We start from the raw sequence: 26,421 nt of genomic DNA, 5'->3' as shown, positions 1-26,421 counted from the left end.
ATTTTCATGATAGCACCTTTATATGTCGAAATATATAGATAAATAGACTTTATGCTCATTTTTATTATTTTTTTCGAATTATTTACATATTATCCACATTCTCAAATAGACCAAACATTGGTAATAAGATTGCCAAAACAATGGTGCCTACAAGGCCAGCTAATAAGACAATCATTAAAGGTTCAATCATTGCTTTGAGCTTATCAGTTTCCGCATCGACTTCTTTTTCATAGAATTCAGCAACCCGCTCTAGCATGTGATCAAGAGCGCCAGTTTGTTCTCCAATAGAAATCATGTGGGGAATCAATGGCGGGAATGCCCAATGACTCATCATCGGTCCTGTCATCGACTCTCCTCTTTCTAGCCCGTCACGAGATTTAAGAATCACTTTCCCTATTACTTCGTTACCAACTACACGCTCAACCATAGTTAAAGCAGTTAAAATAGGAACTGAGCTGGAATACAATGAACTTAATGTCCGTGTCATTCTGGCTAGGGCGGCTTTTTTTAAGATGTTGCCAAAAATCGGCATACGCAACAAAAAAGTATCGAGCATGTAACGTCCCTTTTCATCTCTTCGCATTATCCATAAACCACCTACTAATATCGCAACTATCGCAATCAATACATACCAATAATTTTGTACAAAATCACTTGCACCCATTACGAATCTGGTGATGAGTGGCAATTCCCCACCAAAATCATTAAACATTTCAACGAACATTGGAACGATTGACGTCAGCAGGAAAATAACGACCCCTACCGCCAAAACAGCAACAATAATAGGATAAGTCATTGCGGAAACTACTTTTTGACGGGTCACATATGCTTTTTCAAAATGAGTCGCCAAACGATCTAACGATTCATCGATTGATCCTGTTAACTCACCCGCTTGCAACAGGTTGATGACGAGCGGTTCAAAAATCCTAGGAAATTTCCGGGCTGCATCAGATAAAGAATTACCACTTTTTAAATCATCAGCAATTTCAACCAGTGCACGTCGTAAAGCTTTTGACTCTACCTGTTGAGATAGGATGACAACAGAATCAACTATCGTTACACCTGCACGCATTAACGTAGCGAATTGTCTTAAAAACATAATGAATTGTTCCCGCTTGACGGGATTCCCGATGACAATATCTTTTTGAAGAGCAGTATCAGCCATTTGTTTGATTTCAGTGATGCGAATGCCTTCGTCACGAAGTTTCACGATTGCCTCACGTTGGTTCGCTGCTTGAATAATTCCTTTTCGCACGGCTTTACGGTCACGACCTACATATTGAAAGCGCGCCATTAATGCTCGTCCCCTTCAAGGTACGGTTGTGCCGCTACTTGTGTAATTTGGCCGGACTCTACTAGCTCTTTTAAGGAAGTTGACATCATGTGCATGCCAGCAGCTCGATTCGTCAAAATGACGTTCGGAATTTGATGTACTTTCGCCGTACGGATTAAGTTAGAAATTGCTGGATTTGTAATCAAGATTTCAGTAGCCGCTCGACGACCTTTGCCATCTGCCGTCTTGATTAATCGTTGACTAATTACCGCTTTCAACACGCCACCAAGCTGAGTGCGTACTTGCGCTTGCTGTTCTGGTGAAAACACATCGATAATACGTTCAATCGTCGATGCGGCACTTGACGTATGTAAAGTTCCCAAAACTAAGTGACCAGTTTCAGCCGCTGTTATGGCAATACTGATGGTTTCCAAGTCACGCATTTCCCCTACGAGAATGACGTCTGGATCTTGACGTAGTGCTGCACGAAGACCGTTCGAGAATGATTTCGTATCAAAACCGACTTCACGTTGGTCAATAATACTTGTTCCATGTTCGTGCATATACTCAATCGGATCTTCCAGTGTAATGATATGTAAGTTCATATCCGTGTTCATATGTTTGATCATCGCAGCTAACGTAGTCGACTTCCCAGAACCAGTTGGACCTGTTACCAAAATAAGCCCTTGCTTCGTTTCCGCTAATTTCTTCAGCGTATTCGGCATTTGCAATTGCTCGACTGTCGGAATGACTTGCGGAATGGTCCTAAAAGCAATCGAAATCTTGCCTTTTTGATGAAAAGCATTCACACGAAAACGCGCTATATTTTCAACTTCGTGTGAGTAATCCAACTCACCTTGCTCCAAAAACGTATCCCATAACTTATCGGGTGTAATTGCTTTAGCCATATCCCTCGACATTTCCGGGGTAATTGGAGTGGAACCGAATTTGACAAGTTCTCCTTGCACACGAAATACAGGAGGAACGCCAACTGTTATATGAATATCCGATGCTTTTTGTTGAAAAGCATTGGTCAATAAAATATCTACTGATTCTCTCATTTTCTCACCTAATCTTGGAGGGCAACACGCAGAATTTCTTCTGTCGTTGTTTGGCCTTCTCTTACTTTCATCAGTCCGTCGTCTATTAAGAAGATGGTGTCATTGGCTTGGGCAATTTCTCGAATTTCTGCTGCAGTACCACCGCGGTTGATGACACTTTTAATTTGGTCATCAATGATTAGTACTTCATGAATGGCCATGCGTCCACGGTAACCTGTCATGCCGCATGATGGACAACCTTTTCCTCGCGAGACCGTTTGTATATCGAGTCCACGTTTCTGGAAAATATCAATTTCACGTATAGTAGGCTCCTGTTTCTCTGTACAATCACGACAAACTTTACGTACAAGACGTTGTGCCACAACCGCATTAATCGAACTCGTAACCAAAAACGGCTCTACACCCATATCCATCAATCGAGTGACCGAGGCGATTGAGTCATTTGTATGGATCGTACTTAATACTAAGTGACCCGTTAAAGAAGCCCGAATCGCAATTTCTACGGTCTCTTTATCTCGAATCTCCCCAACCATGACGATATCGGGATCTTGGCGCAGAATCGAGCGAAGCCCAGCCGCAAATGTTAAGCCAACATTCGAATTCACTTGAATTTGATTGATCCCTTCGAGTTGATATTCAACAGGATCTTCAACCGTAATGATATTCACTTGTTCATCATTCAGGAAGCTGAGCGCTGCATATAACGTTGAAGATTTACCCGAACCAGTTGGACCAGAAATCAGGACAATTCCATTTGGTTTGGCTATTTCTTTCATGAATCTCTCATAATTCTTTTCGTGGAAGCCGAGTTTTGATATATCCGTTAAGTTATTGGATAAATCCAAAATACGCATAACTATTTTTTCGCCATAAACGGTAGGCAGAGTAGAGACACGTAAGTCAATTGGACGAAAATCAACATTCGTTTTAATACGACCATCTTGAGGAATACGATGCTCCGTAATATCAAGTTTTGACATAATTTTCACACGTGCCGTGACCATTCCCTGCATTAGCTTTGGAAGTGTTCGCTCATCATGCAACACTCCGTCAATACGGAAACGCACTAACAATCGAGTTTCCTGTGGATCAAAGTGAATATCACTCGCTTTTTGAGTCACCGCCGCAGATAAAATCTGATTAACGATTCTTACTACCGGTGCATCGATATCAAGAAGTTCTTCCTGTTTATCAACTACAGATGCTTGATCTACCAAGAAATCGTCAAACGATTCCTCTTCGTAATATTTGTTGATGGTTTTTAAAATCTCTTCCTTAGAGGCAATCGCGGGAATGATATGAAAGCCGGTAATCAGACGCAAATCATCCATCGTAATGAAATCCATCGGGTCTTTCATGGCTACGTATAGTTTGTCCCCTTCTACTTTCAAAGGTACCATCAAACTGCGTTTTGCTACGTCTTTAGGAATCAGGTTAAATAACTTTGCTTCAAATGGGTAGTGATATAGCTGAACTTGAGGAATGCCAAGTTGAATTTCGAGTACTTCGAGCAGTTGTTGCTCGGTGATAATTCCTTGCTGCAAAAGTGCGTCCCCAAGTTTTTCTTCACGTGGTTTGTTTTGCAACACATTCGTTAGTTGGTCGTCTGTAATCAAACCGTTTTCAACTAGTAAGTCACCCAGTCTTTTTCGAATCAAGTTGCACTCCCCCTATTACTTGCTAGGCGGAATAAGATTTCCACCTTTATCGTATTGTGGTTCCGAATCATTTTCATCATTCGCGTTACTGCCAGTATCATTAGTTGACCCAGAATCAGTTGAACCTCCTATAGAAGTTCCATCTCCTGCTGTTCCAGTACCAGCTCCGGTAGAAGGTTGTCCGTTTGAACCACCTTTCGTCGATTCTGAACCATCTGTCGTGCCCGTACCATCTCCGCTTCCAGCAGCAGGTATCGTAACAGTCAAAGGATGAATTTCTACTTTATGAACAGGTGGATAAAAATCTTTAGATACTTCTTTCGTTTCTATAATGGCAGAGTCTGAACGTATGTTTTTAAATACAGCGACTTGAATGCCATTTTCACCTTGCGTTTTTACGCGAACAGTATTTGGTTCTACGAATGAACTATATTGTTTAATGGTTTTCGGTAGAAATTCCTGCTTATCACTGATTGTCGTTTCGTATTGATAAACAAAAGGAAATCCAGTGAGGCTAGCATTAAGACCTGCCCCCACTCCGTTCAGATTGATGGTAAAGCCGGTAGCATTCGGGTTTGTAAATACAAAATCAACCCCAAGTTCACGGTTAATGGAAGCTTCGAAGCCAAGCGGAACAGTTGTAGGAACAACCGGTCCGATACTTCTTTCATCCACCCCAAAATTCGTTTGCAAAACCGATGCATATAAAATAGAAGCTACTGTGGTTAAATCTTGTTCCGTTAAATTTCCCAAATCCGTTGATTCGATAAATTCCAGCATCGAAAAAGTAGATTTCGGATTGATTACGTATCCATTTAGCGCTGTCATCAAATTACGAATGCCCACTGACGATTCAATATTGTTGAATGTCACATTAGTAACTGCAGTTTCGACTGTAGAATTTGCCAGTAAAGCACTTGTAATATCGATGATTTGATCTTTTCGTCCAGCGGCCAATTGTTCACGAATCGTTTCCGTGACAATTGCTATTTCTTCATCATTAAACACCATTGGAGCAAATTGTTGATTCAGGAATGTGCCAACGGATTCTTTCGTCACATCAAATTGCAGTTCATTTTTAGCTCCATCTTGTGCGTTAGTTAACGTGCTATCCGTATTGAATTGTACAACTTCCACCGGGAAAGGAACGACTGCATCTTGCAATTTAATTTGGACACTCGCTTCGCCGTACCACCCTTTAACACCTGTTTGCACGGTTACCGCAGCCTCGTTTTCAGGCAAATTTGAAACATCGTAAGGACCTATGTATGTTTGCTCCCCGAAACCTTTTGATGGGAAAACAACTTCATCGATTACATATGTACCAGCTTGCGTTACACCGAAAAATAAAACTGTTGAGCCCAGTAGCGCTACAAAAGTCGTCCCAAATAATTTATTGTTCATTTATTGGTCCTCCTTTTTTGAAGGTTTTAACCAGTCTTCAGCTTGAGATTCAATAACAGGTTGAACTTTCGGTGTCGGAGAAGTTGCTGCAACATAGGATTCTGAAGGTTTTTCTATCGCTTCTTGAATAGATTTAGGCACATATAAATGCAATTCTTCTTCTTGAAGTTTTTCATTTTCCAACCGTTTCGTTATAATTACGGCCCCTGCAAATAACAAACCTAACATAATCAAAACAGAATAATAGAGACTTAGCTTGGATTGTGCCAACAAGCCTAATAGAGCGATGATGAATCCGCCGAAAAGAAACATTAGCTTAGTTTTTAAATCTATTTTTTTCACGGATATTATCACGATTGGAAACACGATGAATGCAACCAAGATAAGAATAAGAAATTTAATCATGTTTCACCTCTTAGGGATTATAATTAACAATTACTTTTGCATTCTGCTGTTTATCAATATATGATGCTGTCACCTCAGTTACAGGTGGCGGTATTGGGACGTTAACACTATTTATGCAAAATCCTACAAAATCCTTATAGGTTCCTATGAATCTCTCAGCATCGGGAATCTGTTTTGTTGAATTTGATGTGAAGTAATAGACATTTTCATGCTTTGAATTTCCGCCCTTAACTTCAAATGAGCTGTTAAGAACATCAATCCCGTCTAAATTAATGCATAACTTACCAAATTTAGCATCTGTATGTTTATCAATTTTTAATCTTATGGGGTTGTTATTGTCGCCAGTGATAAAAACATTCCCTCTAATATTTTTAAAATGATTATCTGAATTAACGCCTTTAACAATTGCAGTACCTGCGTAATTATTGCCGTTTGTATCAATATTAATAATCCCATCCAGGAATAAAGTTAACTGACTTAGTGCTTTAATTTGATCTATGGAAATATCCTTGTTTGAATATACTTTCAAATTATTATATCCAGTTGCACAACTACCTTTAGGACAAAATGAAATCTCGATATCCTCTGCTAGTATTGTTATTTTACTAAAATCAATACCATTCTGTGAATTTACAAAAACAGATGCTATATTCTCTGTCTTACTCAATTTACAAATTACTCCCTCAGTTAAAGGCTTAATATCTTTACAATTTTTATTAGTTGCTGGGGGAGTAAATAAATATCTATTCATTTCTGTTGAGTCGTTTGGGTTTGGTTCTGGAGCTGGCTTGTTTTTTGAAGTGATACTAGAAACAAATGTTGGTATTGGTACTAATAGTTCGTTTTTCAAAACTGCTGGCTTATCATCTGAAATTCCTTCAACTGAAAAAGGTAATTTATAATAGTTTACTCCATTAAAAAGAGTTGTATTTACCTGAACAACAGATTGATCTAAGACGGAATATGTTACATCATTATCTATAATCTTGTTATCAATAGTTTTAATGGATTGGTAGGATGTATTAAGTTCAATAAAGAACTTTTCTATTTGTTCAGTTGTTAGTGAATTAATTTTTGTTTGGGATTTACAATTACTATGTACAATATTTTCGTTACAAATAGCCAAATTATTCACAGCAGCTTCTAATTCCGTAACATGTTTTCTATATAACAAAGAAATTTGATTCTGCATATGACTTTCAACATATTTTACGCCTAATTCTGCAGCAACAACCGCTTGATTATTCTGATCAACCGTTTGCTCTTGTTTCACATGGTTGAGCGAGGCACTCATGAACACCGCTGACATGCTTAAGAATATTATAATGGTAAATAAAACTATTAAAAGAGCATATCCTCTATCATTCAATAATTTTTTCATTTTTCCGATAACCCCCACCGAGACTTTTGGTGTGATTTTTTCAAACCGACTCACCCTATTATCATACTATTTGCGTAAAATGTCATGTTAAAAATAGGAAAAAATACATAAAAAGAAAAGAGTCAAGTTATTCGACTCTTTTCTTTTAGTTACCATAATCAACTGTCGCTTCAATTTCACTCGTGCTATCGATAAATTGTTTCATTGAATGCCCTTCTGGTAAACCGGAAGTATTTACATTACATTCATTTAAAAATGCCACGAAATCATTCATGTAAATTATCTTATCCTCAACGGCTGCGGGTAGTTTATCCATATCTGTTCGCCCAGGGTAAAGAATTAATTTTCCATTGCCACTTAATATAGAGGGGTCAGTTAAATCAGAAGAATTCGCTAAACTTATGCCATTCAAATTAATACACATCTTAGAATTAGTCGAGACCGTTACGCTTTTTCCTGTTGATTTCCAATCTATATAACCAGTCTTTGCTTCATTCCCTAAAACAACTAGATTACTGTTCGTCAAGTTCATACTTACATGGAATGAGTACGAACGACTGACGATTGTATTGTTATCTGCTGAATTACTGTTTTTAATGATTAAGTCGCCATCCACGTACATGGAAATGTCTTCTAAATTATTTAAATTATCTACATTTACCGTTTGATTTGACGGTTTTATGTATACTGTTCCGCCACTACCATCTAGAATGTTCAAATTACATTTGGTCTTGTCTTTTACTGCATAACATAAATCCTCAACTTTGATACTTACTTTCGAAGGATCTGGCAAACTAGCTAAATAACTTTCAAGATTGGTGCCAGTATATTTGCAGACACCTGAAGTCATTTCACTAGCTTGGGTAGGACAAATGGTCGTATTGTCATTTGGTGGAATGAAAATGCGATCGACCGTTTCTTTTTCACTTAAAATCGTTTTGATTACAATATCATTCGTTTCGGATGTATGATCCGGGATGGTTACAATCAATTTAGCATTCAGATTTTTAACTGAAGCATTTTGTTTCCCTTGTACGGAAAGAGGTATTTCAATTCTGCGAGTTGCTTGATCAAACACCAGGTTTACGGCAAGTGGCATTAACTCATATTTCGTTTTTGTGTCAACTCTATTTTCTTGGGGAGCTAAGTCTGCGTACACCCGATTAACCTCGGACATATACATATCAACGCCGGCTCTTTCTATTTCTTTCGTTTCACAATCAATCCAGTCATTAATGTGGACATTGGAATAAAAGACACTGCATGCGGCAGTTGACATTCCGTTAGGGAGTGGTAAGTTATTATCCTTTGCAGTGGTAACTGCTGTTGCTTTATCCACCAAAGTATTTAAACTGGTATTCATGAAACTCTTATAATCCTGATTTATTATTTTTATTTCATTCTTTAGATTGTTGATATTATATTTCACACCCATTTCGGCCGCGACAACGGATTGATTGCGGACGTCGACAGTACTTTCCTGCTTGGCATTATTAAAAGATGCGGCAACAAATACTGCTGATAAACCAACAAAAACAACAACTAAAAGTAGGACAAGTAACAAAGCATAACCTTTATGGTTTTTTACATACTTCATTTGAATCCTCCTCTTTAATTAGTTGTTTTATATCTCGTAAGTATCGTGTTTATTTTGTAGGTTGCATTTTTATATTTCACTGCAGCAGCAAATGTGTAGTCATCTTTCGTTGGGTTAATCATTTGATTTACACTTGTCATAGTCACATTGAAACGAGTATCTGAAACTGGCTTGAATGAACTGGCAGGTGGCTCAGTTGTACTTGTACATAATGTAGAAGATACAGGAGCAATCATAATTCCACCTGAACCCCCTTTAATGTAATAACAATCCCCTTTACGGTGCTGGTTCATTAATTTCGAAACAATTAAATTCGCTTCCTGTTGAGCGGAAGTCTTATTGGATTCCGCTATTGAATGCTTAAAGCCAATTCCCAAAGTTGTCATAATTAATATAGCTACCATTGAAACTAAGGCTAGAGCCGCTATTAATTCCACGAGTGTTATGCCTTGATTATTTTTAATATATTTGATCATGAGGTCACCTCAATATAGCCATAAGTTTCACTACTCAATTGACCTCCGAGCGTATAAATTTTAAGAATGGTCTTATATAAAGAAATAGTTCCTGAAAGATCAGGCACATCGAATACTTGAATTTCGAATTTAAATTCTTCGCCTGAATCAACTGTGCTATTAAATTTGAATGAATTGTAATCGTCTTTATTAGTTGCCGGATCATCTGTAATTACGTGGCTATTAGCTATTGTTGTCGTTTCTTCAAATTGCAATTCAATAATAGGTTTAATCTGTTCAAAAGGAATTATTTTTGTTGAAGTATGGGGAATATATTTCCCTTTGCTATTTTCAATAAACTCCGTAATTTCCTGCCGCGCTATATTCATCGTATCCAACTTTGTCTCTGTCTTCGTATTAAATAAAGTCATTTGCGGAAACACAGTCATGATACCCACGAAAACAATTCCCATTATGACAAGAGCTGCCAGAACTTCCACGAGTGTCAGTCCATTTTGTTTAGATTTATTTGGAAATAGTTTCATATAATTTTTCTCATTTCATGTTGTTTATACGTATTATGTATTGTTTTAGTAAAATTGTCATTATTTTTATACTATATTTAATCTCTTATTCTATCCTAGGAAAAAAGAGCTGATTAGATCAGCTCTCTTCATTATTTCACATATTCCGCAACACGATTACGTCCTTCTCGTTTCGCCCCAATATATAGCGCTCTATCCGCATTACGAATCAATGCCATGGCATCGTCACAGTCTTCTGGTGCAGTTGAGACACCGATACTTGTTGTGATGTTGACAAAGGACAGCACGGGTTCATCTTCCAGGTCTGTCCGAATTTCAAAACGCGTGGTTTCGATCTTCTCACGTAATTCTTCTGCAAGTGCTAGTGATTGTTGTTTGGAGTAGTTTGGTAAGATGATAACAAATTCTTCTCCGCCATACCTAGCAATGATCCCGGCGTCCCCAAGTTCATTTTCCAACAATCTTGCCAGTCCAAAGAGTATATCGTTTCCACTTTGATGTCCATATGTATCATTGATGGCTTTGAAGTGGTCTATGTCCATCATCAATAATGATAATTGACGAAGCTCTCCATTTAGCAATTGGCTCATATTGGTTTCAAGTTGCTGATCTAAATACCGGTAATTGTATAATTTCGTTAGGCCGCATCGTTCACTTTTAGATACTGCATCTTGTACGTATCGAGCTTTTTCAAGAGATACCGCAAAATAGGAACAAAGCAAGCTGATAATCTGAAGTTGATAGGTTTCAAATGCGTATTTTTTCCTTGAAGCTATGACCAGAATTCCTTCCATTTTTTGATTCCGACTAATTGGGACAGAAATGATGCTCTCTGTATCCGTTGGAAGAAAATCCGATCCTGACTTACGCCATTCTTTTTGTTTGTTGAAAAGAATCGACTTGTCTTTTTTATAGACAATTCCAGCTATACTTTTTAGTAATTCTTCGTGAGTTTGCAAAATTTCTACATTGATATCTTTTTCCTTCGACTTTAAGAAGTACATATTACCTTGGTCAATATCAATGATATAGGAATAATCAACTGGTAACATTTTGCTGATTCTTGATAAGAATAAATCGATAATTGCATCATTGCTGAGTCGATCTGCCAGTTCATGTCCTATTTCAGTCGCTTGGTTTAAGTCTTCGTTGACGCGTTCGGAATTACTGTATAAGCGGACTAGGAATGTAATGATTAAGAATGGGATACCTATTAGTAAGAACGCAACAGGTCCAACATATTCATTTAGCAAATAAAGAGTAAAGCCGAATGGGAATGTCACGACTAAACCTGCATAATCCCAAAGTGAATCTCTTCCAAAGAAGCCTGTGTGTTCTTGCTTTGTTAAAACCAGATATAAGTGCAAAATTACATGATTAGAAAAAGTATTAATGATTTGATAGAGAAAACCGAATAAAAGAATATGTTTTAACTCGATCGAACCAATATCATAGCCCATTAAAATGACAGAAACGCCACTAATGACCGATACCATGAAAAACATAAATGAGTTAAATAGTGCTCGATAGAAATCGCTGAGCCCGATTTTGAGTTGTATGGCCAGTGGAATAATTGCCAATTGCATGACCAACATTTCAACAAACACTCCATATTTCAAAAATATGGCAAGGTTGATCCATTGAACTAAGAAAAGGGTTGTTCCAGCTACTTTAAATGGAAAGTATGTCGTTATTATTGCCAGAGCTGCATATCCCAATAAAATTGGCCAATTAATTTCAGTAGGCTCTGCGAACTGGTAAATCGAATAAATGCCAAATGGTACAACCAGAACCCATATGGCCCAAATCAATCGTTGTGTTCGTTTAGAAATGTCCATATACGCCCCTTTCGAAATGGTTCAATTTATCTAGTACTAAATACATCCTATCAAAATTAGAAAGTTTTGTCATCTTTAATATTCAAATAATTTTAAACACTTTAATAGCCTCCAAACGCAAGCTAGACAAGAGATAGAGCGAACCCGATACTATAGTCACTTGTTTTTCCGAAATTGTAATTCGCAATGATTCTAGTAGGTCTTTCGTCATTGTTACGTTAGTCGATTCGCTCATTTTCGACAAACTGATTGCGGACATTGCGCGCTCATCTTCGAAATCCACAAAAGTAAATTTTGATGAAATTTCTTCATAAATGCGCAATATTTTTTTGGCATCTTTCCCTTTTATCATGCCTAAATAAAAATGAATGGGTGTATCTGGAAAGTATTCTTTCACAGTTTCAATGAGAGCACGAGCACTTGCTGGATTATGCGCTCCATCGAAATATAAATAATCTGTAATTTTTTCAAATCGTACTGGAATAAATGTTTTACTCAATCCATTACGAAGGGTTTCTTCTTCCACTTCTACTTGGAGCGAATTGGCTACATGGAGTACAGCTCGAATCGCAAGCGCTGCATTATTTACTTGATGGGAACCTTTGAGTGGAACAATCATATTCATGAATTCATGACCTTCATTGTCTTGGTACAATCCATTCAATAAAGTGAAATCTTTATTTATTTTCCAAAGTGGAGAATTGCCTTCATTTGCTTCTTTTATAAGTACTTGTTCAGCAGGCTCTTCCATTGGACCAATGACAACTGGACGACCTGGTTTAATGATTCCCGCTTTATGAGAAGCCACTTCTTCAATTGAGTTTCCTAAAAATTGTTCATGCTCAACTGCAATGCTCGGAATGACTGAAATGAGTGGAGTAATGACATTCGTGCTATCAAACCTGCCCCCCATCCCCGTTTCCAACAGTACAACATCAGGTTGAAATTGTTCGAATGCCAGAAATGCAAGAACTGTTAATAATTCAAAATCCGTCAGCATCCCGCTGAGTCCCGCTTCTTTTGCACGACTGAAAGCCTTACTCAAGTCAATGGGTGAAATATACTCCCCATTCTGCTGAATTTGATCATGCACATCCATGAAGCAAGGCGAATAAAAACATCCCGTCTTTACTCCGTGTGCCTGAAGCATACTATTCATCATGCTAATGGTCGAACCTTTGCCGTTCGTCCCTGCAACATGGACGAATTTGAGTTTCAAGTGAGGATTTCCTACTTTTTCTAATGCATTACGGATTGCATCCAGCCCTGGCTCTATTGTGTTTTTGCTTTCCATTTGAAAACGTTCTTTGTATTCATTAAACTTCGGAATCATAATTACATCTCCTTTCTATAAACGAGAAAAGAACCCCACCTTCATAATAAAGGCAGGGTCACATATTAAAGTACTTTCGTTTGTGCTTTTTGTTTTAAATAAGGACGAGCAAGCGACATGAAGTATAGCGAGCCGGTTACTAGAACAACATTTGACTCGTCTACTTTTACTAGAATCTGCTCGAGTGCCTCTTGCCAATTCAAGATCAATTGTTTTTCTGGATGCTTTGTCGCTTCAAAAATATCTTTTCCAGCTGCCGCATTTTTCACATGAATTTCTGTGACAGTAATGCTTGCTGAAATTTCATCCAGCATATGAAGCACGGATGCAATGTCTTTATCTTGAAGTGCGGTAAAGACGACGTGAATATTTTTTGTCGCGTAGCGTTGCTGAATGGTTTGAATAAGCACTTCCATACCTGCCGGATTATGTGCTCCGTCTATGATGACGTTAGGTAAAACTTCTTCAAAACGCGCTGCCCAGCTAGAGGTGATTAGACCATGGCGGATACTCTCTTCAGAAATGGTAAAACCGTGATGTTTGTTCAAAAACAACGCAGCTGTAATGGCAAGCGACGCATTTTCAACTTGGTGATGCCCCATCATTTTCAGGGATATATCTACCATTTTTTCACTGTTTAATTGATATGAAAAACTTTGTTGATTTATTTCCTGAGTTACATTTCCAATAAGAAAATCTTTATATAATTGGTAAATCGGCGCTTGTTCCAATTCGGCCTTCTGTTCGATAACCGCAACAGCCTGTTTGTCTTTGACTGCACTGATCACCGGAACGAGTGGTTTGATGATTCCCGCTTTTTCTTCAGCGATGGCTTCAAGGGTGTCACCTAAGATTTGCGTATGATCAAGCGAAATGGACGTTAAAATTGATAGCAGTGGTGTCAGTACGTTCGTTGAATCGAATTTCCCGCCAATCCCTGTTTCAATTAAGGCAATATCCACTTTCATGTCGTTATAGTACATAAATGCAATGACCGTCAAAATTTCGAAGAAGTTCGAGCCTTCTCCAACTTGACCTTTTTGCAGAAGTGCAAAGATATCGTTCATATATTGGATAAATTGTTCGTCTGTGATCATTACATCATTCATCATGATGCGTTCGTTTACTTTTTCAAGGTGAGGAGAAATGAAGCTTCCGACTTGGAGGCCTTCAGCAATTAATATTTCTTTAAGAGCATTCAAAGTTGAACCTTTGCCGTTTGACCCTGCAATGTGAACAGAACGGAATCCTTTATGTGGATTCCCGAGGACCGCCAGGATGGAAGTGATACGACTTAATCGACCATTTCGCTCCGTTTTCTGATCCATGGAATATATGTATTCAACTACTTTATCAACTGATGTAAACACATTTGGTCACTCCTCAAACTCAATACTCCCAGAACATCTGAGAATTCACTCTATTCTATCATGTTCAATTACTGAAAAGATATGAAATTATTTCTAGTTACTAATGAAATTTTTATACTGAGATATCTTTAAGTAACCCCCTTGAATATAGCGTGGTTACACGCAACAGCTTTTTCCAACTAAAGGTTCAAATTTTCCGATTAAACGCGATATATTTCCAACTAAAGTTCCATATTTTCCAACTAAACTCTAAATCGCTTAAGAAGTCGACCTTTAATAACCTTTCGAGAATGCAATCTAGATATCTTCCCTCGAATCCTAGATTTCATCCATCGAAATGCAGATAAACTATTCTTCACAAATAAAAAACACCCCAAAAGCCTAAGCTTTTGAGGCATTATCACTAACTTATAAATTCTTCAATTCAGCCAAGCGTTTTTCAACGGTTGCGTGTTTTTCGATATAATCCTGTTGTTTTGCGCGTTCTTCTGCAACAACTGCTTCAGGTGCTTTCGAAACGAAACGTTCATTTGAAAGTTTGCCTGTTACAAGCTTAACTTCTTTCGCCAATTTCTCCAGCTCTTTCTCCAATCGTGCAGTTTCAGCTGCTACGTCGATTAAGCCTTCAAGTGGTAAGAATAGTTCTGCACCTGAAACGACACTTGACATTGATTGACCTGGTGCTTCAATTCCTTGACCTAAAACCAATGGTTCTGGGTTACAGAATTTCTCCAAGTACATCGCATTTGCTTCGAGTACTGCTAATGTTTCTGAATCTTTAGCAGAGATGTATAACGGCACTTTTTTGCTCATTGGCGTTTGTACTTCCGCACGGATCGCACGTACTGAACGGATGATATCCGAAAGTAATTTCATGCTTGATGCTTTTGTGCTGTCCGTCAATGATTCATTAACAGTCGGCCATGCAGCAATCGTAATTGATTCGCCTTCATGCGGCAGGCTCTGCCAGATTTCTTCCGTGATGAACGGCATGAATGGATGTAGTAAACGCATCGTGTTATCTAAAACGTATGCCAACACTGAACGAGTCATTTTCTTCGCATCTTCATCTTCGCCGTATAATGGCAACTTCGCCATTTCGATGTACCAGTCACAGAAGTCATCCCAGATGAAGTTATAAAGGGCGCGCCCTACTTCACCAAACTCATATTTCTCTGCCAGTTTTGTTACTTGGTCAATTGTTTCATTCAAGCGAGTCAAGATCCATGCGTCCGCAACAGATTTTTCTCCGCTTAAATTAATATCTTCAAACTTCATGCCTTCCATGTTCATCATGGCAAAACGTGAAGCGTTCCAGATCTTATTCGCGAAGTTCCAAACCGATTCCACTTTCTCGATTGAGAAACGTAAATCTTGCCCTGGTGATGAACCAGTTGATAAGAAGTAACGAAGTGCATCCGCACCGTATTTATCAATTACGTCCATTGGGTCTACTCCGTTGCCTAATGACTTAGACATTTTACGTCCGTCTTCAGCACGTACAAGTCCGTGAATCAATACATCGTCAAATGGACGTTGGTCCGTGAACTCAATTCCTTGGAAAATCATACGTGATACCCAGAAGAATATAATGTCATATCCTGTTACTAATACATCGGTCGGGTAGTAACGTTTGAATTCTTCGTTTGATTCGTCCGGCCAGCCCATTGTTGAAAACGGCCATAGTGCAGATGAGAACCATGTATCCAATACATCTTCGTCCTGCTTCCAGTTTTCGATGTCTGCTGGTGCTTCATGACCTACGTAAATTTCGCCTGTTTCATTGTGGTACCAAGCTGGAATTCGGTGACCCCACCATAATTGGCGTGAAATACACCAGTCACGGATATTTTCCATCCAGCGCATATAGGTGTTTTCAAAGCGTTCCGGTACGAATTGAACTTTGTCTTCGCCTTGCTGCAATTTAATTGCTTCGTCTGCGAGTGGCTGCATGTTTACGAACCACTGTGTCGAAAGATACGGTTCAACTACTGCGCCGCTACGCTCTGAGTGCCCAACTGAATGCATATGCTCTTCGATTTTAAACAAGACTCCCGCTTCTTGAAGATCCCCAACAATTTGCTTGCGGCATTCGAAGCGATCCATCCCTGCATATTTATCCGCATTGTCATTCATCGTTCCGTCTTCTTTCATAACCAATACGCGCTCTAAGTCGTGACGGTTTCCGATTTCAAAGTCATTCGGGTCATGTGCAGGGGTGATTTTAACAGCACCGCTTCCAAATTCCATATCCACATAATCATCTGCAACAATCTTAATTTCGCGTCCTACGATCGGCAATGTAACGGTTTTGCCAATTAAGTGCATGTAGCGTTCGTCTTTCGGGTGAACTGCTACTGCAGTATCGCCCAGCATCGTTTCCGGTCGAGTTGTCGCAACTTCAATATGACCTGTGCCATCTGTGAGCGGGTATCGCATATGATAGAAAGCACCCTGTACGTCTTGATGGATTACTTCGATATCAGATAACGCTGTTTTCGTTGCTGGATCCCAGTTGATGATACGTTCGCCGCGATAAATAAGCCCTTTGTTGTAAAGCTTAACGAATACTTCTTTAACAGCATTTGATAAGCCATCATCGAGTGTAAAACGTTCACGTGAGTAATCAAGACCTAATCCAATTTTTGACCACTGCGTACGAATATGACCTGCATATTCTTCTTTCCACTTCCAAGTCTCTTTAACAAATTCATCACGTCCTAAATCGTAACGTGACTTACCTTCAGAACGAAGTTTTTCTTCTACTTTTGCCTGTGTCGCAATACCTGCATGGTCCATTCCTGGCAACCATAGTGCATCATATCCTTGCATGCGTTTCATGCGGATTAAAATATCTTGAAGTGTTGTGTCCCAAGCATGGCCCAAGTGTAATTTACCTGTTACGTTTGGTGGTGGGATTACAATGGTGTATGGTTCTTTGCCGCTTTCAGGCTGTGCTTCAAAATACTTTCCTTTAAGCCACCATTCGTAGCGTCCTTGTTCGATGGACTTCGGATCATACTTCGTTGAAAGTTCTGGTTTTTGTTCAGTCATAATCGATTCCTCCTTTTTTTGAAAACAAAAAAACTCCTGTCGTCACAAAAAGGACGAAGGAGTTGTTCGCGGTACCACCTTTATTCGCAGATGACAAAAAAATCATCACGCTCTCAAGTTTATATAACGGCTTTTAACCGGTTTCTGCTACTTACAGGTTCACAGAAACTGCTCATGGGCGACATTCAAATGTGTGTTAACGGAAACTCTCACCAAACGTTCCCTCTCTTGTGAAAACAGCACCACTTTACTCTTCCCAATCAATGCATTGTTATTTAGTTTTGTAACATATTGTATTTCCAAGATGAGATTATTGTATAGGACTGCACGACAACTCGTCAAGTATTTTTGAAAGGAGGAATCTCAATGCGAAGAGGATATAATCCTTATCTGCTTCCACCGTGGCTTCGAAAAACCCGCTTCTACTGCAAAGACATCATTTTGCCGATCACAGTTTTCGAACTTATCCGTACCATTTTCATCCCGACGACCTTCGATTTCTTGCTGCTGTGCTTGTTAATTTTCATCTTATTTTTATTTCAAAAAGATATTATTTAACTTCATAGACGGAGTAGCCGTCTTTTAAATCACTCAGGAAGAATGGCAATGCTACATTTTCTTTGACCACCGGATTTTCCTCGGAAGTGGAATTGACAGGCTCAGTGAATACTTCTACGGAAGAGGATTCCCGTGGTTCAGGAAGTTCATACGAGCAAGTAACGCTCCATTCCACTTTCAATGTTTTTTCATCGGTGACAGATGCATTAACGTCCGACAGATGGATTTCAGGTTCTACTTTGCCATGAACATAATTTGGAGGTAATTCCACGAATAAAGGCACCGCATATTCAAAGTAGCCGTTTTCCCCATTCATGTCCAAGTCCTCGATTGAAACCCATTCAGACGTTCCGTGGTGCTCACATTCACCTGGTTGGAAAGCTACATGTGCTGCAATATGGTAAATGCCATATAAACTACTTACTCCTTTAACTTGCTGAAACTCTACTTGTGGCTTGACCTCAATTCGTGCAGCATTTGTCGGCACCCCAAAACTTTCCGGGAAATAAAAAACTTCTTGAAGCTTCCAATTAACTTGATTCACTTCTTGTCCTCCTTCACAAAGCTATGTGAAAGATTTTATGCGAGTGAACGAGCCTTTATGCTTTCGTGAAGAACTTCTCGTTGTTCCTAAAGTTTCTCAGACGTAATTCACTATTTTTTAAGACGTCATCAGCTCTATTTCAGATGACAATTCCGAAAAGTTAGTCTGAGCAACCGCTCACTATCAAACATCGGCTTTCAACCATTTTTTCAATGCATACGTCATCACAGGCCCTGCAATCAGCAGGATAAAGAAAATCCGGAATAAATGAAAACTGGTGACGGTCGACAAATCTGCACCCGTTTCCAATGCTGTAATGGACATTTCGGCAATTCCTCCAGGCGCTGCACTAATAAAGAAATCTAGAAACGTGTTAACTGGATGAATGTTTGTCAGTGTGTATGCAATGAATCCACAAAATGCAATAAGCGCCAAGTTTGTCAGCACAATCGCCGCGAACAGTCGTATCGATAATTGATTTCTTACTTTTTCGAGCTGTAAGCCTAAATGAGCACCCACAAATATTTGAGACAGAATTAATACGATGGAAGGCACTTCGACAACTGGATGATCTGTCACGAACTGCACAATGGCCATTGATAAAATAGGGGCCATCATTTCAGGCAAAGGAAAATGTATTTTTTTCATTGCGATAAAAAAGGAAGTACCAAGCAAGACAGCTATGACGAAGTGAGTAACATTAAATGTCGGCAACTCAGTCAGTGTCACTTCATTGAAATGACTGCCTTTTGGAATCCAGGCAGTTAAAAAAGGGACAACCGTCACGACCACAAAAATCCGAAACGTCTGCATCAATGTCACGATGGTGGAATTCGCTGATTCCACTTCTTCACTCAGCAACACCATTTGGGATAGCCCACCTGGCAAAGAACCTAACACGCTGGTTGCTATGGTTTCCCCAGACATTTTCATGAAAAGCAGGCTTAATAATAGTGCTACACCTGAGACTGACATCGTCATCAATACCATTAGGGGAAAATCAAACCACATAAGTTCAATGGATGTTTTCGTAAAAGACGAGCCGATTTGAATACCTAGGAAAATCAAACCGATCTGTCGATATATTCGTGGCCACTCAAATTGCAATTTTGTATATTGCCTTAAAAGCAGTAATGAAACCATCGGTCCTAGCAACCATGGCAAAAAGATGCCGATTCGGTCAAATATGAAACCAGCCGCTGCTGCAATTATAAAAGTACGTATGATTATCCAAGACTGTTGCAACAAGACCACACCTTTCTTCATTGAAAAAAGCCCTGATACTCGAGTGAGTACCAGGACATGAGTATTAAGCTAGTTGTTTAAATACTTTATGGAATGCTTCCACGGTTTTCGCAATGTCTTCAGATGTATGAGCGGCAGATAGGAACATGCCTTCAAATTGTGAAGGTGGCAAGAAAATGCCTTCCTCAGCCATCAAGCGGTAATATTTTGCAAACAGTTTAAGATCAGACGTTTTCGCCACGTCGTAGTTCGTTACTGTTTCGTTCGTAAAGAAGAATCCAATCATTGATCCCGCACGATTCACTGTGTGCGGGATGTGGTATTTCGAAGCCGCTTCACGGAAGCCCGCTTCCAACTGATCCGCAAGTCTGTTGAAATGCTCATACGTTTCAGGAGTTAAGCGAGATAGGGTTTCAAGACCTGCCGTCATCGCTAATGGATTACCTGAAAGTGTGCCTGCTTGATAAATCGGGCCACTTGGCGCGATTCGCGACATAATTTCAAGTTTCCCGCCGTACGCACCGACTGGAAGTCCTCCGCCGATTACTTTACCAAGACACGTCAAATCCGGTGTTACGTTGAAGTGACCTTGGGCACAGTTATAACCGACACGGAAGCCCGTCATTACTTCGTCAAAGATAAGAACTGTTCCGTTTTCTGTTGATAGTTCACGAAGACCTTCGAGGAAGCCAGGTTGAGGTCCGACTACGCCCATATTCCCTGCCACTGGTTCTACGATAATTGCTGCCAAGTCATCTCCGTGCTGTTTAAATGCTGCACGTACACTCTCCAAATCATTGTAAGCGACTGTAATCGTGTTTTTAGCCACTGATTCCGGCACACCTGGGCTATCCGGTAAACCAAGTGTCGCAACACCTGAGCCTGCTTTAATCAATAAGCTATCACCATGTCCATGGTAACAACCTTCGAATTTCAGGATTTTATTACGTCCAGTGTAACCACGTGCTGCACGAAGTGCACTCATCGTTGCTTCTGTTCCTGAAGATACCATACGTACCATTTCAATCGATGGCACACGTTCCATGACCAATTTTGCCAAGTCATTTTCAACGACTGTAGGTGCACCGAAACTTGTGCCCGTTTCAGCTACTTTTTGAATAGCTGCCACGACGTCAGGATGAGAGTGACCTAAAATGAGTGGTCCCCATGAAAGTACATAGTCGATATAGTCATTACCATCGATGTCTGTAATTGTTGCACCTTTTCCGCTTGCCATGAAAATCGGATCCATATCAACCGATTTGAATGCACGAACCGGACTATTGACACCACCTGGCATCAATTTCACGGCTTCGCTGAATGCTTGTTTTGATTTATCGTAAGAACGTTCCATTATTTCGCCCCCAACCAACGAGCCACATCTTTCGCGTGGTACGTCATGATTAAATCCGCGCCTGCGCGCTTCATGCTTGTAAGTGTTTCAATGACAATTCTTTCTTCGTCTATCCATCCGTTTTGAGCTGCCGCTTTCACCATGGCATATTCCCCGCTCACATTGTAAGCCACGACCGGTAAGTCGAAATTATTTTTCACGTCACGCACGATATCCAAGTAGGATAGTGCTGGTTTAACAATCAGGAAATCTGCTCCTTCTTCAACGTCAGATGTTGCTTCGCGCATCGCTTCATTGCGATTTGCAAAATCCATTTGATACGACTTGCGGTCACCAAATTGAGGTGTACTGTTTGCCGCATCACGGAATGGACCGTAATAAGCGGATGCATATTTCACTGCATACGACATAATAGGAAGATGTGAAAAGCCTGCTTCATCCAAACCGTAACGAATAGCCGCTACGAATCCATCCATCATGTTTGACGGAGCAATAATGTCAGCACCCGCTTTCGCTTGTGCAATGGCAGTACGTGCCAATAAATCAAGAGTTGGATCGTTTAGGACTTGTCCGTTTTCAATAATTCCACAGTGACCATGGTCCGTATACTCACATAAGCACGTATCAGCAATGACAACCAAATGTGGGTGACGTTCTTTTACAAAGCGAATCGCTTCTTGAATGATGCCATGATCATGGTAAGCTTGTGTGCCTTCTGCATCTTTCTCAAGAGGTATGCCGAATAAAATAACCGATGGGATACCAAGTGATACAACTTCGTCCACTTCCTCACCTAAGTGATCCATAGAAAATTGGTATACGCCTGGCATTGAAGCGATCGGATTTTTAATATTTTCGCCTTCTGCAACGAAAATCGGGTAAATCAAATCATCTGTATGTAATTTAGTTTCGCGTACCATTGCTCGCAAAGTTTCGCTGTGACGCAAGCGTCGGTGTCTATTGAATTGAAGTTCTTTCATTTGTATGAGTCATCCTTCCATTTAGCAATTTCTTGAATGAGTGCAAGCCATGTGTAAGTTGTTGGCTGTATATGAACTGCAACACCTTGTTTTTTCAATGCAGTTGCAGTCACATGACCAATTGCAGTAATCGTCATTTCGTTCCAACCGATTTTTGGCGCAATTTCACGTGTGAATACTTCCACTGATGAGGGACTCGCAAATGCCACAAAAACATGTGGATGTTGAGTGAGATAGTCACCTAAACTTTTTGCGTTACCCTCATCAGGCAGAGTTTCATATACGGTCCATTCGTCCACGGATTGTGATAGGCCATCTTTTATCGTAGCTTTAGCAAGTGATCCACGTAAAAACAAACAAGTATCTGAGTAACCGGCTACCAACGGGAATTGTTGAACAAATGTATCCGCACTGAACGTAGTTGGCGTAAACGTCACATGAAAACCTATGCGTTCTAAAGCAGTCGCAGTTTTACTGCCAACTGCTGCAATCTTACAAGGCAAGGAATCCACGAGAATCTTGTGTCGCAGCACTTTTTGTTCGAATGCAACTACTGCATTTTGGCTCGTGAAAATCAACCAGTCATAAGTGTGGAGACTATTAATAAATTGTTCGTCTTGAAACGTTAATTCCTGAGTTCGGATGAGCGGGAAAGAAATGAATTCTCCACCCAGCCTTGTCACTTCAAGAAATGCTTCGTCAGACTTTGGTTGACCTGTAAAGACAATCGTTTGTCCTTGCAAATCACCTTTTTTAGACATTTAAATCGGCTCTTACTTGTTGAATCAAATCGTAAGCACCTTGCTCGCTTAATGTCACTGCCACTTCTTTTCCTGCCGTTTCTGGTACAACATTCTTAGAAGTTTGTTTGAAAACTTGTTCAGCATCAGGTGAAGCAACCAATCCTGTAAAATGAACATCTCCGTTTTCCACTGTTGCAAAACCAGCAATCGGTACTTGGCAACCGCCATCCATTGCATGTAAAAACGCACGCTCTGCATGAACGGCTCTCCAAGTTTCTTCATGTGTCAGTTTGCCAAGCTCTCCTAATAATTCCGCGTCGTCTCCACGGCATTCGATTGCTAAAGCACCTTGACCCACAGCTGGAAGACAATCTTCAGTTGATAAATATTCCGTCACCACATCATCGCTCCACCCAAGACGCTTGAGTCCAGCTGCAGCTAAAATAATCGCATCGTACTCTTCTGTTTCAAGTTTCGCGAGACGTGTATCTACATTTCCGCGAATCCATTTGATTTCAAGGTCTGGACGCAATAACAGAAGTTGAGCTGAACGGCGTAAACTGCTTGTTCCGACAACTGCTCCTACCGGTAAGTCCATAAATTTCACATGCCCTGTTGAAATAAAAGCATCACGTGCATCTTCACGCGGAGGAATACACCCGATGACAAGTCCTTCTGGCAATTCCGAAGGCATGTCTTTCATGCTGTGAACAGCAAAATCGATTTCTTTGTCGTACAAGGCTTGTTCAATTTCTTTAACAAACAATCCTTTGCCCCCAACTTTTGAAAGTTGAACATCCAGGATTTGATCACCTTTTGTGACGATTTCTTTTACTTCAAACTCAAATGGTGCTCCCGCTTGTTTCATTTGATCGATAAACCAATTTGTTTGTGTCAATGCCAATTTACTTCTTCTCGAACCTACTATAATTTTCCTCATTATTAACAACCCCACTTAACCGATTAATTAGATTTTAGTACCAAAAATGAAAGTCGGATAATCGACTTCCTAAGAAAAAATTCACCAACACGAGCAGGAAGGCATAAACATGACCCCATGCATAACTTGTTCCGTAAAGTGTCCCTTTTTTTCTTCGATAAAATAAATAGCCGTAAACAAATAATAAAATAAATGAACCTATGATTTTCACATCAATGAGCGAAAATTCATTGAGTGTAACGTATCCCCATTGCAGCCCAAGAATCAGACTGACGAACAGGAATGGAATGCCTATGACGATTGACACGGTCATCCCCTTCTCCGTTTGATCAAGAGAAGGCAGTTTCCCGAATTGTTTCGTCCATTTCTTTTTCTTTAATAAGCGATACAAAATATGATACAACGCCGAAAAGACAAAAGATAACGAGAATCCTACATACGACAGGATCGCAAAAGTCACATGGATGAATAACAACTCTGATATCAGTGTTTCCCCAACAGGTGAGCGTTCAATCTGAACAGGAGAAAATGTATGAATGGTCATGAAAATAAAACCGATGACATTTAGGAAAAACACGGGAACCATCACACGGTATATAAGATGAAGTCCGATGGATAACGAGATTAATAACCAGGCATAAAAATAAATGCCTTCAAACAAAGTCAATATCGGAAACCTTTTCGTCTCAACAATATATAGGACTAAAAAAACCGTTTGCAATAGCCACACAATGCTGAGTAGCCAAAACGCAATGCGGTGAGCTTTTGAATCTTTATCTAAATAATCAATGAAGTAAAATACAAGACTGATTGCGTAGAGGATAACCATACCTTCATGCAGCCTTGTCATGGTCAAATCCGCCACTACCTTACCCCTTTTCCCTCAGAAATAAAAAGCGTTTTCGCATGTATAGTTTACCATACAGATACGAAAACGCCCCCTAACATGAATTAATATGAATACCCTGGATTAACTGCTATCTTTTTTTCTTCAACAACTTCTAGCTGTTGTTTGACAGCCATCATTTGACGTTGTTTTTCTTGCTGAACCTCTTCTACAATACCAAATATCTGCTGGAATAATTGCAGTTGTTCATGTGAATTTGATGAAACTGCAAGTTCTTTCGCCTGCAGGATTGGATCTTTTAACAATTGATTGATAATTGATTTAGTATGTTTGCTTAATACCTTGCGTTCTCGATCCGTCAGTTCAGGCATTTTATTTTCAATGCTGACCATAGTCTCTGCTTGTATTTGCATCGCTTTTTGACGAAGTGCCGAGATGATAGGAACGACTCCCAATGTACCGAGCCAATTGTTGAACTGGACAAGTTCCTGTTCAATCATCAACATGATGTCATTAGCAGCAAGTTGTCGTTCCGCTAAGTTCGCTTCCACAATGCCTTGCAAATCATCTATATCATATAGGAACACATTTGGAAGCTCACCAATGCGCGGATCCAAATCACGCGGCACTGCGATATCCACCATGAATAGTGGCTTTCCTTTACGAATGCGCTCCACAAATTGCATCAATTCCAAGTCAATAACGTATTCAGTTGAACCTGTTGAACTAATTAATATGTCAGCTTCAAGCAATGCACATTGAAGTTCTTGCATCGATTTCGCCTGACCATCAAATTTCTCTGCAAGTAATTGAGCTTTCTCGAAGGTGCGGTTGATGACTGTGATTTTCTCTGCTCCACTTCCGTGAAGGTTCTTAATCGCCAGTTCACCCATTTTCCCTGCCCCTAAAATGACAACATGCTTTTGCTTCAATGAACCGAAAATTTTCTTTCCTAGTTCAACGGCAGCATAAGAAACAGAAACCGCGTTCTCACCGATTGCTGTTTCAGCATGTGCACGCTTTGCAAGAGTAATCGCTTGTTTGAACAATTGGTTGAATACTGTTCCAGTTGTCCCCCGTTCTTGGGCATCCAAGAAACTTTTGCGTACTTGTCCAAGAATTTGTGTTTCTCCAAGCACCATTGAATCGATCGAAGCAGTTACTCGGAATAGATGCTCCATCGCCCCATCATTTTCATAAATGAATAGGTACGACGAAAACGATTCAATCGGTAACTTGAACCATGTCGCAAGGAATTGCTTTATATAATAACGTCCGGTATGTAACTGATCGACAATCGCATAGATTTCGGTACGGTTACATGTAGAGACAATCACGTTTTCCAATATGCTTTTCTGCTCTTGCAGTGCTTGCATCGCCTGCGGTAAATCGGACTCAACGAAGGACAATCGTTCGCGAATCTCTACCGGCGCTGTACGATAATTAACACCCACTACGATGGTATGCATGGCTTCATGACACCTTTCACGTTCTATTTCACGCCTTTTATTATAGCATAACGTTTTTAAAAACAAGGTTTTAAATGTGAACAAGCTATGAAATCAAGGCTGATTGGTTTGCTACTTTATAATAATTATAATGTAAGTGTATCAAAACGTCTGAACGCATACAATCGTTTCGCTTGTAGGCGGAATTGTCTGTTAATGGTTGAGCAAATCGGAATGGTTGTTGCTCCAGGTTGACAATATCGCGTGCCAGGTTGACCGTTTGCGGTTCCAAGTAGATAGAAACGACTTCCAGGTAGACAGTTTGCCATTCCAGGTTGCACAAAATCCCCACAACCTTTATATTATCTCCCTGACAAAAACTTCAATC

23 protein-coding genes and 1 other annotated feature are annotated in these 26,421 nt (G+C 39.8%); of the genes, 1 reads left to right on the top strand and 22 read right to left on the bottom strand.

Annotation, left to right across the window (positions count from 1 at the left end; genetic code table 11):
* Positions 1 to 82: 82 nt before the first annotated feature.
* The 13 genes from HMPREF1210_RS01305 to HMPREF1210_RS01245 all read right to left on the bottom strand — a co-directional run bounded on the left by HMPREF1210_RS01305 (position 83) and on the right by HMPREF1210_RS01245 (position 17,374).
* The gene (locus HMPREF1210_RS01305) at positions 83 to 1,294 is read right to left on the bottom strand and encodes a type II secretion system F family protein (RefSeq protein ID WP_016426780.1); all 1,212 of its coding nucleotides are present in this window, start codon (positions 1,292 to 1,294) and stop codon (positions 83 to 85) included.
* A complete protein-coding gene (locus HMPREF1210_RS01300) occupies positions 1,294 to 2,334 on the bottom strand; it encodes a type IV pilus twitching motility protein PilT (RefSeq protein WP_016426779.1) in 1,041 nt (346 codons plus the stop codon). Before HMPREF1210_RS01300 ends, HMPREF1210_RS01305 begins: the two co-directional genes overlap by 1 nt.
* Positions 2,335 to 2,342: 8 nt before the next feature.
* Positions 2,343 to 3,992, bottom strand: a complete 1,650-nt coding sequence (locus HMPREF1210_RS01295; protein ID WP_016426778.1) for a GspE/PulE family protein — start codon at positions 3,990 to 3,992, stop codon at positions 2,343 to 2,345.
* A 15-nt stretch (positions 3,993 to 4,007) separates the two neighbouring features.
* Positions 4,008 to 5,396, bottom strand: coding sequence for a VanW family protein (locus tag HMPREF1210_RS01290; RefSeq protein ID WP_016426777.1), 1,389 nt, complete (start codon positions 5,394 to 5,396; stop codon positions 4,008 to 4,010).
* On the bottom strand, positions 5,397 to 5,801 hold the full coding sequence (locus HMPREF1210_RS01285; RefSeq protein WP_016426776.1) for a hypothetical protein: 405 nt from the start codon (positions 5,799 to 5,801) through the stop codon (positions 5,397 to 5,399).
* Between the two features lie 10 nt (positions 5,802 to 5,811).
* Positions 5,812 to 7,182 (bottom strand): hypothetical protein, encoded by a 1,371-nt coding sequence (locus tag HMPREF1210_RS01280; RefSeq protein WP_016426775.1) that lies wholly within the window; start codon positions 7,180 to 7,182, stop codon positions 5,812 to 5,814.
* Between the two features lie 145 nt (positions 7,183 to 7,327).
* Positions 7,328 to 8,779 carry a hypothetical protein gene (locus HMPREF1210_RS01275; RefSeq protein WP_016426774.1) on the bottom strand — a complete coding sequence of 484 codons (1,452 nt, stop codon included), beginning with the start codon at positions 8,777 to 8,779 and terminating at the stop codon, positions 7,328 to 7,330.
* Between the two features lie 14 nt (positions 8,780 to 8,793).
* The gene (locus HMPREF1210_RS01270; protein WP_016426773.1) at positions 8,794 to 9,255 is read right to left on the bottom strand and encodes a type II secretion system protein J; all 462 of its coding nucleotides are present in this window, start codon (positions 9,253 to 9,255) and stop codon (positions 8,794 to 8,796) included.
* Positions 9,252 to 9,779 (bottom strand): prepilin-type N-terminal cleavage/methylation domain-containing protein, encoded by a 528-nt coding sequence (locus HMPREF1210_RS01265; RefSeq protein WP_016426772.1) that lies wholly within the window; start codon positions 9,777 to 9,779, stop codon positions 9,252 to 9,254. Before HMPREF1210_RS01265 ends, HMPREF1210_RS01270 begins: the two co-directional genes overlap by 4 nt.
* A 131-nt stretch (positions 9,780 to 9,910) precedes the next feature.
* Positions 9,911 to 11,617 (bottom strand): sensor domain-containing diguanylate cyclase, encoded by a 1,707-nt coding sequence (locus tag HMPREF1210_RS01260; protein ID WP_016426771.1) that lies wholly within the window; start codon positions 11,615 to 11,617, stop codon positions 9,911 to 9,913.
* A gap of 82 nt (positions 11,618 to 11,699) precedes the next feature.
* Positions 11,700 to 12,950: a folylpolyglutamate synthase/dihydrofolate synthase family protein gene (locus HMPREF1210_RS01255; protein WP_016426770.1), complete on the bottom strand. Its 1,251-nt coding sequence runs from the start codon at positions 12,948 to 12,950 to the stop codon at positions 11,700 to 11,702.
* 65 nt (positions 12,951 to 13,015) lie between these two features.
* A complete protein-coding gene (locus HMPREF1210_RS01250) occupies positions 13,016 to 14,320 on the bottom strand; it encodes a folylpolyglutamate synthase/dihydrofolate synthase family protein (RefSeq protein WP_016426769.1) in 1,305 nt (434 codons plus the stop codon).
* A 408-nt stretch (positions 14,321 to 14,728) separates the two neighbouring features.
* A complete protein-coding gene (locus HMPREF1210_RS01245) occupies positions 14,729 to 17,374 on the bottom strand; it encodes a valine--tRNA ligase (protein ID WP_016426768.1) in 2,646 nt (881 codons plus the stop codon).
* A 46-nt stretch (positions 17,375 to 17,420) separates the two neighbouring features.
* Positions 17,421 to 17,647, bottom strand: a binding site (T-box leader).
* Between the two features lie 93 nt (positions 17,648 to 17,740).
* Between HMPREF1210_RS01245 and HMPREF1210_RS01240 the strand changes: the two genes are divergently transcribed.
* The gene (locus HMPREF1210_RS01240) at positions 17,741 to 17,932 is read left to right on the top strand and encodes a hypothetical protein (RefSeq protein WP_036659282.1); all 192 of its coding nucleotides are present in this window, start codon (positions 17,741 to 17,743) and stop codon (positions 17,930 to 17,932) included.
* Here the strand turns inward: HMPREF1210_RS01240 and HMPREF1210_RS01235 are convergent.
* The 9 genes from HMPREF1210_RS01235 to HMPREF1210_RS01195 form a co-directional block, all read right to left on the bottom strand.
* Entirely contained in the window at positions 17,925 to 18,476 is a 552-nt protein-coding gene (locus tag HMPREF1210_RS01235) for a hypothetical protein (protein WP_016426767.1), read from the bottom strand. The two genes, HMPREF1210_RS01240 and HMPREF1210_RS01235, sit on opposite strands and share 8 nt — an antisense overlap.
* Before the next feature lie 183 nt (positions 18,477 to 18,659).
* Positions 18,660 to 19,742 carry an AbrB family transcriptional regulator gene (locus tag HMPREF1210_RS01230; RefSeq protein WP_016426766.1) on the bottom strand — a complete coding sequence of 361 codons (1,083 nt, stop codon included), beginning with the start codon at positions 19,740 to 19,742 and terminating at the stop codon, positions 18,660 to 18,662.
* 43 nt (positions 19,743 to 19,785) lie between these two features.
* Complete coding sequence (gene hemL, locus HMPREF1210_RS01225) at positions 19,786 to 21,075, bottom strand: glutamate-1-semialdehyde 2,1-aminomutase (protein ID WP_016426765.1); 1,290 nt, start codon at positions 21,073 to 21,075, stop codon at positions 19,786 to 19,788.
* Positions 21,075 to 22,055 (bottom strand): porphobilinogen synthase, encoded by a 981-nt coding sequence (gene hemB, locus HMPREF1210_RS01220; protein WP_016426764.1) that lies wholly within the window; start codon positions 22,053 to 22,055, stop codon positions 21,075 to 21,077. Before hemB ends, hemL begins: the two co-directional genes overlap by 1 nt.
* Positions 22,052 to 22,816, bottom strand: a complete 765-nt coding sequence (locus tag HMPREF1210_RS01215; protein ID WP_016426763.1) for a uroporphyrinogen-III synthase — start codon at positions 22,814 to 22,816, stop codon at positions 22,052 to 22,054. The genes hemB and HMPREF1210_RS01215 overlap by 4 nt, the downstream gene beginning before the upstream one ends.
* A complete protein-coding gene (hemC, locus tag HMPREF1210_RS01210; RefSeq protein ID WP_036659280.1) occupies positions 22,809 to 23,738 on the bottom strand; it encodes a hydroxymethylbilane synthase in 930 nt (309 codons plus the stop codon). Before hemC ends, HMPREF1210_RS01215 begins: the two co-directional genes overlap by 8 nt.
* Before the next feature lie 34 nt (positions 23,739 to 23,772).
* A complete protein-coding gene (locus tag HMPREF1210_RS01205) occupies positions 23,773 to 24,603 on the bottom strand; it encodes an inner membrane protein YpjD (RefSeq protein WP_036659278.1) in 831 nt (276 codons plus the stop codon).
* 86 nt (positions 24,604 to 24,689) lie between these two features.
* Positions 24,690 to 26,054, bottom strand: coding sequence for a glutamyl-tRNA reductase (gene hemA, locus HMPREF1210_RS01200; protein ID WP_016426760.1), 1,365 nt, complete (start codon positions 26,052 to 26,054; stop codon positions 24,690 to 24,692).
* Positions 26,055 to 26,179: 125 nt separating this feature from the next.
* The gene (locus HMPREF1210_RS01195; RefSeq protein WP_147640274.1) at positions 26,180 to 26,374 is read right to left on the bottom strand and encodes a hypothetical protein; all 195 of its coding nucleotides are present in this window, start codon (positions 26,372 to 26,374) and stop codon (positions 26,180 to 26,182) included.
* Between the last annotated feature and the right edge of the window lie 47 nt (positions 26,375 to 26,421).

The sequence above is a fragment of the Paenisporosarcina sp. HGH0030 genome (genome assembly GCF_000411295.1).
GTDB lineage: Bacteria > Bacillota > Bacilli > Bacillales_A > Planococcaceae > Paenisporosarcina.
This window is presented reverse-complemented; position numbering and strand designations above follow the sequence as displayed.

What these genes read in the sequence shown, in the direction of transcription:
- HMPREF1210_RS01305 (WP_016426780.1), bottom strand. Translation starts at nt 1,294, where the DNA reads ATGGCGCGCTTTCAATATGTAGGTCGTGACCGTAAAGCCGTGCGAAAA.
- HMPREF1210_RS01300 (WP_016426779.1), bottom strand. Translation starts at nt 2,334, where the DNA reads ATGAGAGAATCAGTAGATATTTTATTGACCAATGCTTTTCAACAAAAA.
- HMPREF1210_RS01290 (WP_016426777.1), bottom strand. Translation starts at nt 5,396, where the DNA reads ATGAACAATAAATTATTTGGGACGACTTTTGTAGCGCTACTGGGCTCA.
- HMPREF1210_RS01285 (WP_016426776.1), bottom strand. Translation starts at nt 5,801, where the DNA reads ATGATTAAATTTCTTATTCTTATCTTGGTTGCATTCATCGTGTTTCCA.
- HMPREF1210_RS01280 (WP_016426775.1), bottom strand. Translation starts at nt 7,182, where the DNA reads ATGAAAAAATTATTGAATGATAGAGGATATGCTCTTTTAATAGTTTTA.
- HMPREF1210_RS01275 (WP_016426774.1), bottom strand. Translation starts at nt 8,779, where the DNA reads ATGAAGTATGTAAAAAACCATAAAGGTTATGCTTTGTTACTTGTCCTA.
- HMPREF1210_RS01270 (WP_016426773.1), bottom strand. Translation starts at nt 9,255, where the DNA reads ATGATCAAATATATTAAAAATAATCAAGGCATAACACTCGTGGAATTA.
- HMPREF1210_RS01265 (WP_016426772.1), bottom strand. Translation starts at nt 9,779, where the DNA reads ATGAAACTATTTCCAAATAAATCTAAACAAAATGGACTGACACTCGTG.
- HMPREF1210_RS01260 (WP_016426771.1), bottom strand. Translation starts at nt 11,617, where the DNA reads ATGGACATTTCTAAACGAACACAACGATTGATTTGGGCCATATGGGTT.
- HMPREF1210_RS01255 (WP_016426770.1), bottom strand. Translation starts at nt 12,950, where the DNA reads ATGATTCCGAAGTTTAATGAATACAAAGAACGTTTTCAAATGGAAAGC.
- HMPREF1210_RS01245 (WP_016426768.1), bottom strand. Translation starts at nt 17,374, where the DNA reads ATGACTGAACAAAAACCAGAACTTTCAACGAAGTATGATCCGAAGTCC.
- HMPREF1210_RS01240 (WP_036659282.1), top strand. Translation starts at nt 17,741, where the DNA reads ATGCGAAGAGGATATAATCCTTATCTGCTTCCACCGTGGCTTCGAAAA.
- HMPREF1210_RS01230 (WP_016426766.1), bottom strand. Translation starts at nt 19,742, where the DNA reads ATGAAGAAAGGTGTGGTCTTGTTGCAACAGTCTTGGATAATCATACGT.
- hemL (WP_016426765.1), bottom strand. Translation starts at nt 21,075, where the DNA reads ATGGAACGTTCTTACGATAAATCAAAACAAGCATTCAGCGAAGCCGTG.
- hemB (WP_016426764.1), bottom strand. Translation starts at nt 22,055, where the DNA reads ATGAAAGAACTTCAATTCAATAGACACCGACGCTTGCGTCACAGCGAA.
- HMPREF1210_RS01215 (WP_016426763.1), bottom strand. Translation starts at nt 22,816, where the DNA reads ATGTCTAAAAAAGGTGATTTGCAAGGACAAACGATTGTCTTTACAGGT.
- hemC (WP_036659280.1), bottom strand. Translation starts at nt 23,738, where the DNA reads ATGAGGAAAATTATAGTAGGTTCGAGAAGAAGTAAATTGGCATTGACA.
- hemA (WP_016426760.1), bottom strand. Translation starts at nt 26,054, where the DNA reads ATGCATACCATCGTAGTGGGTGTTAATTATCGTACAGCGCCGGTAGAG.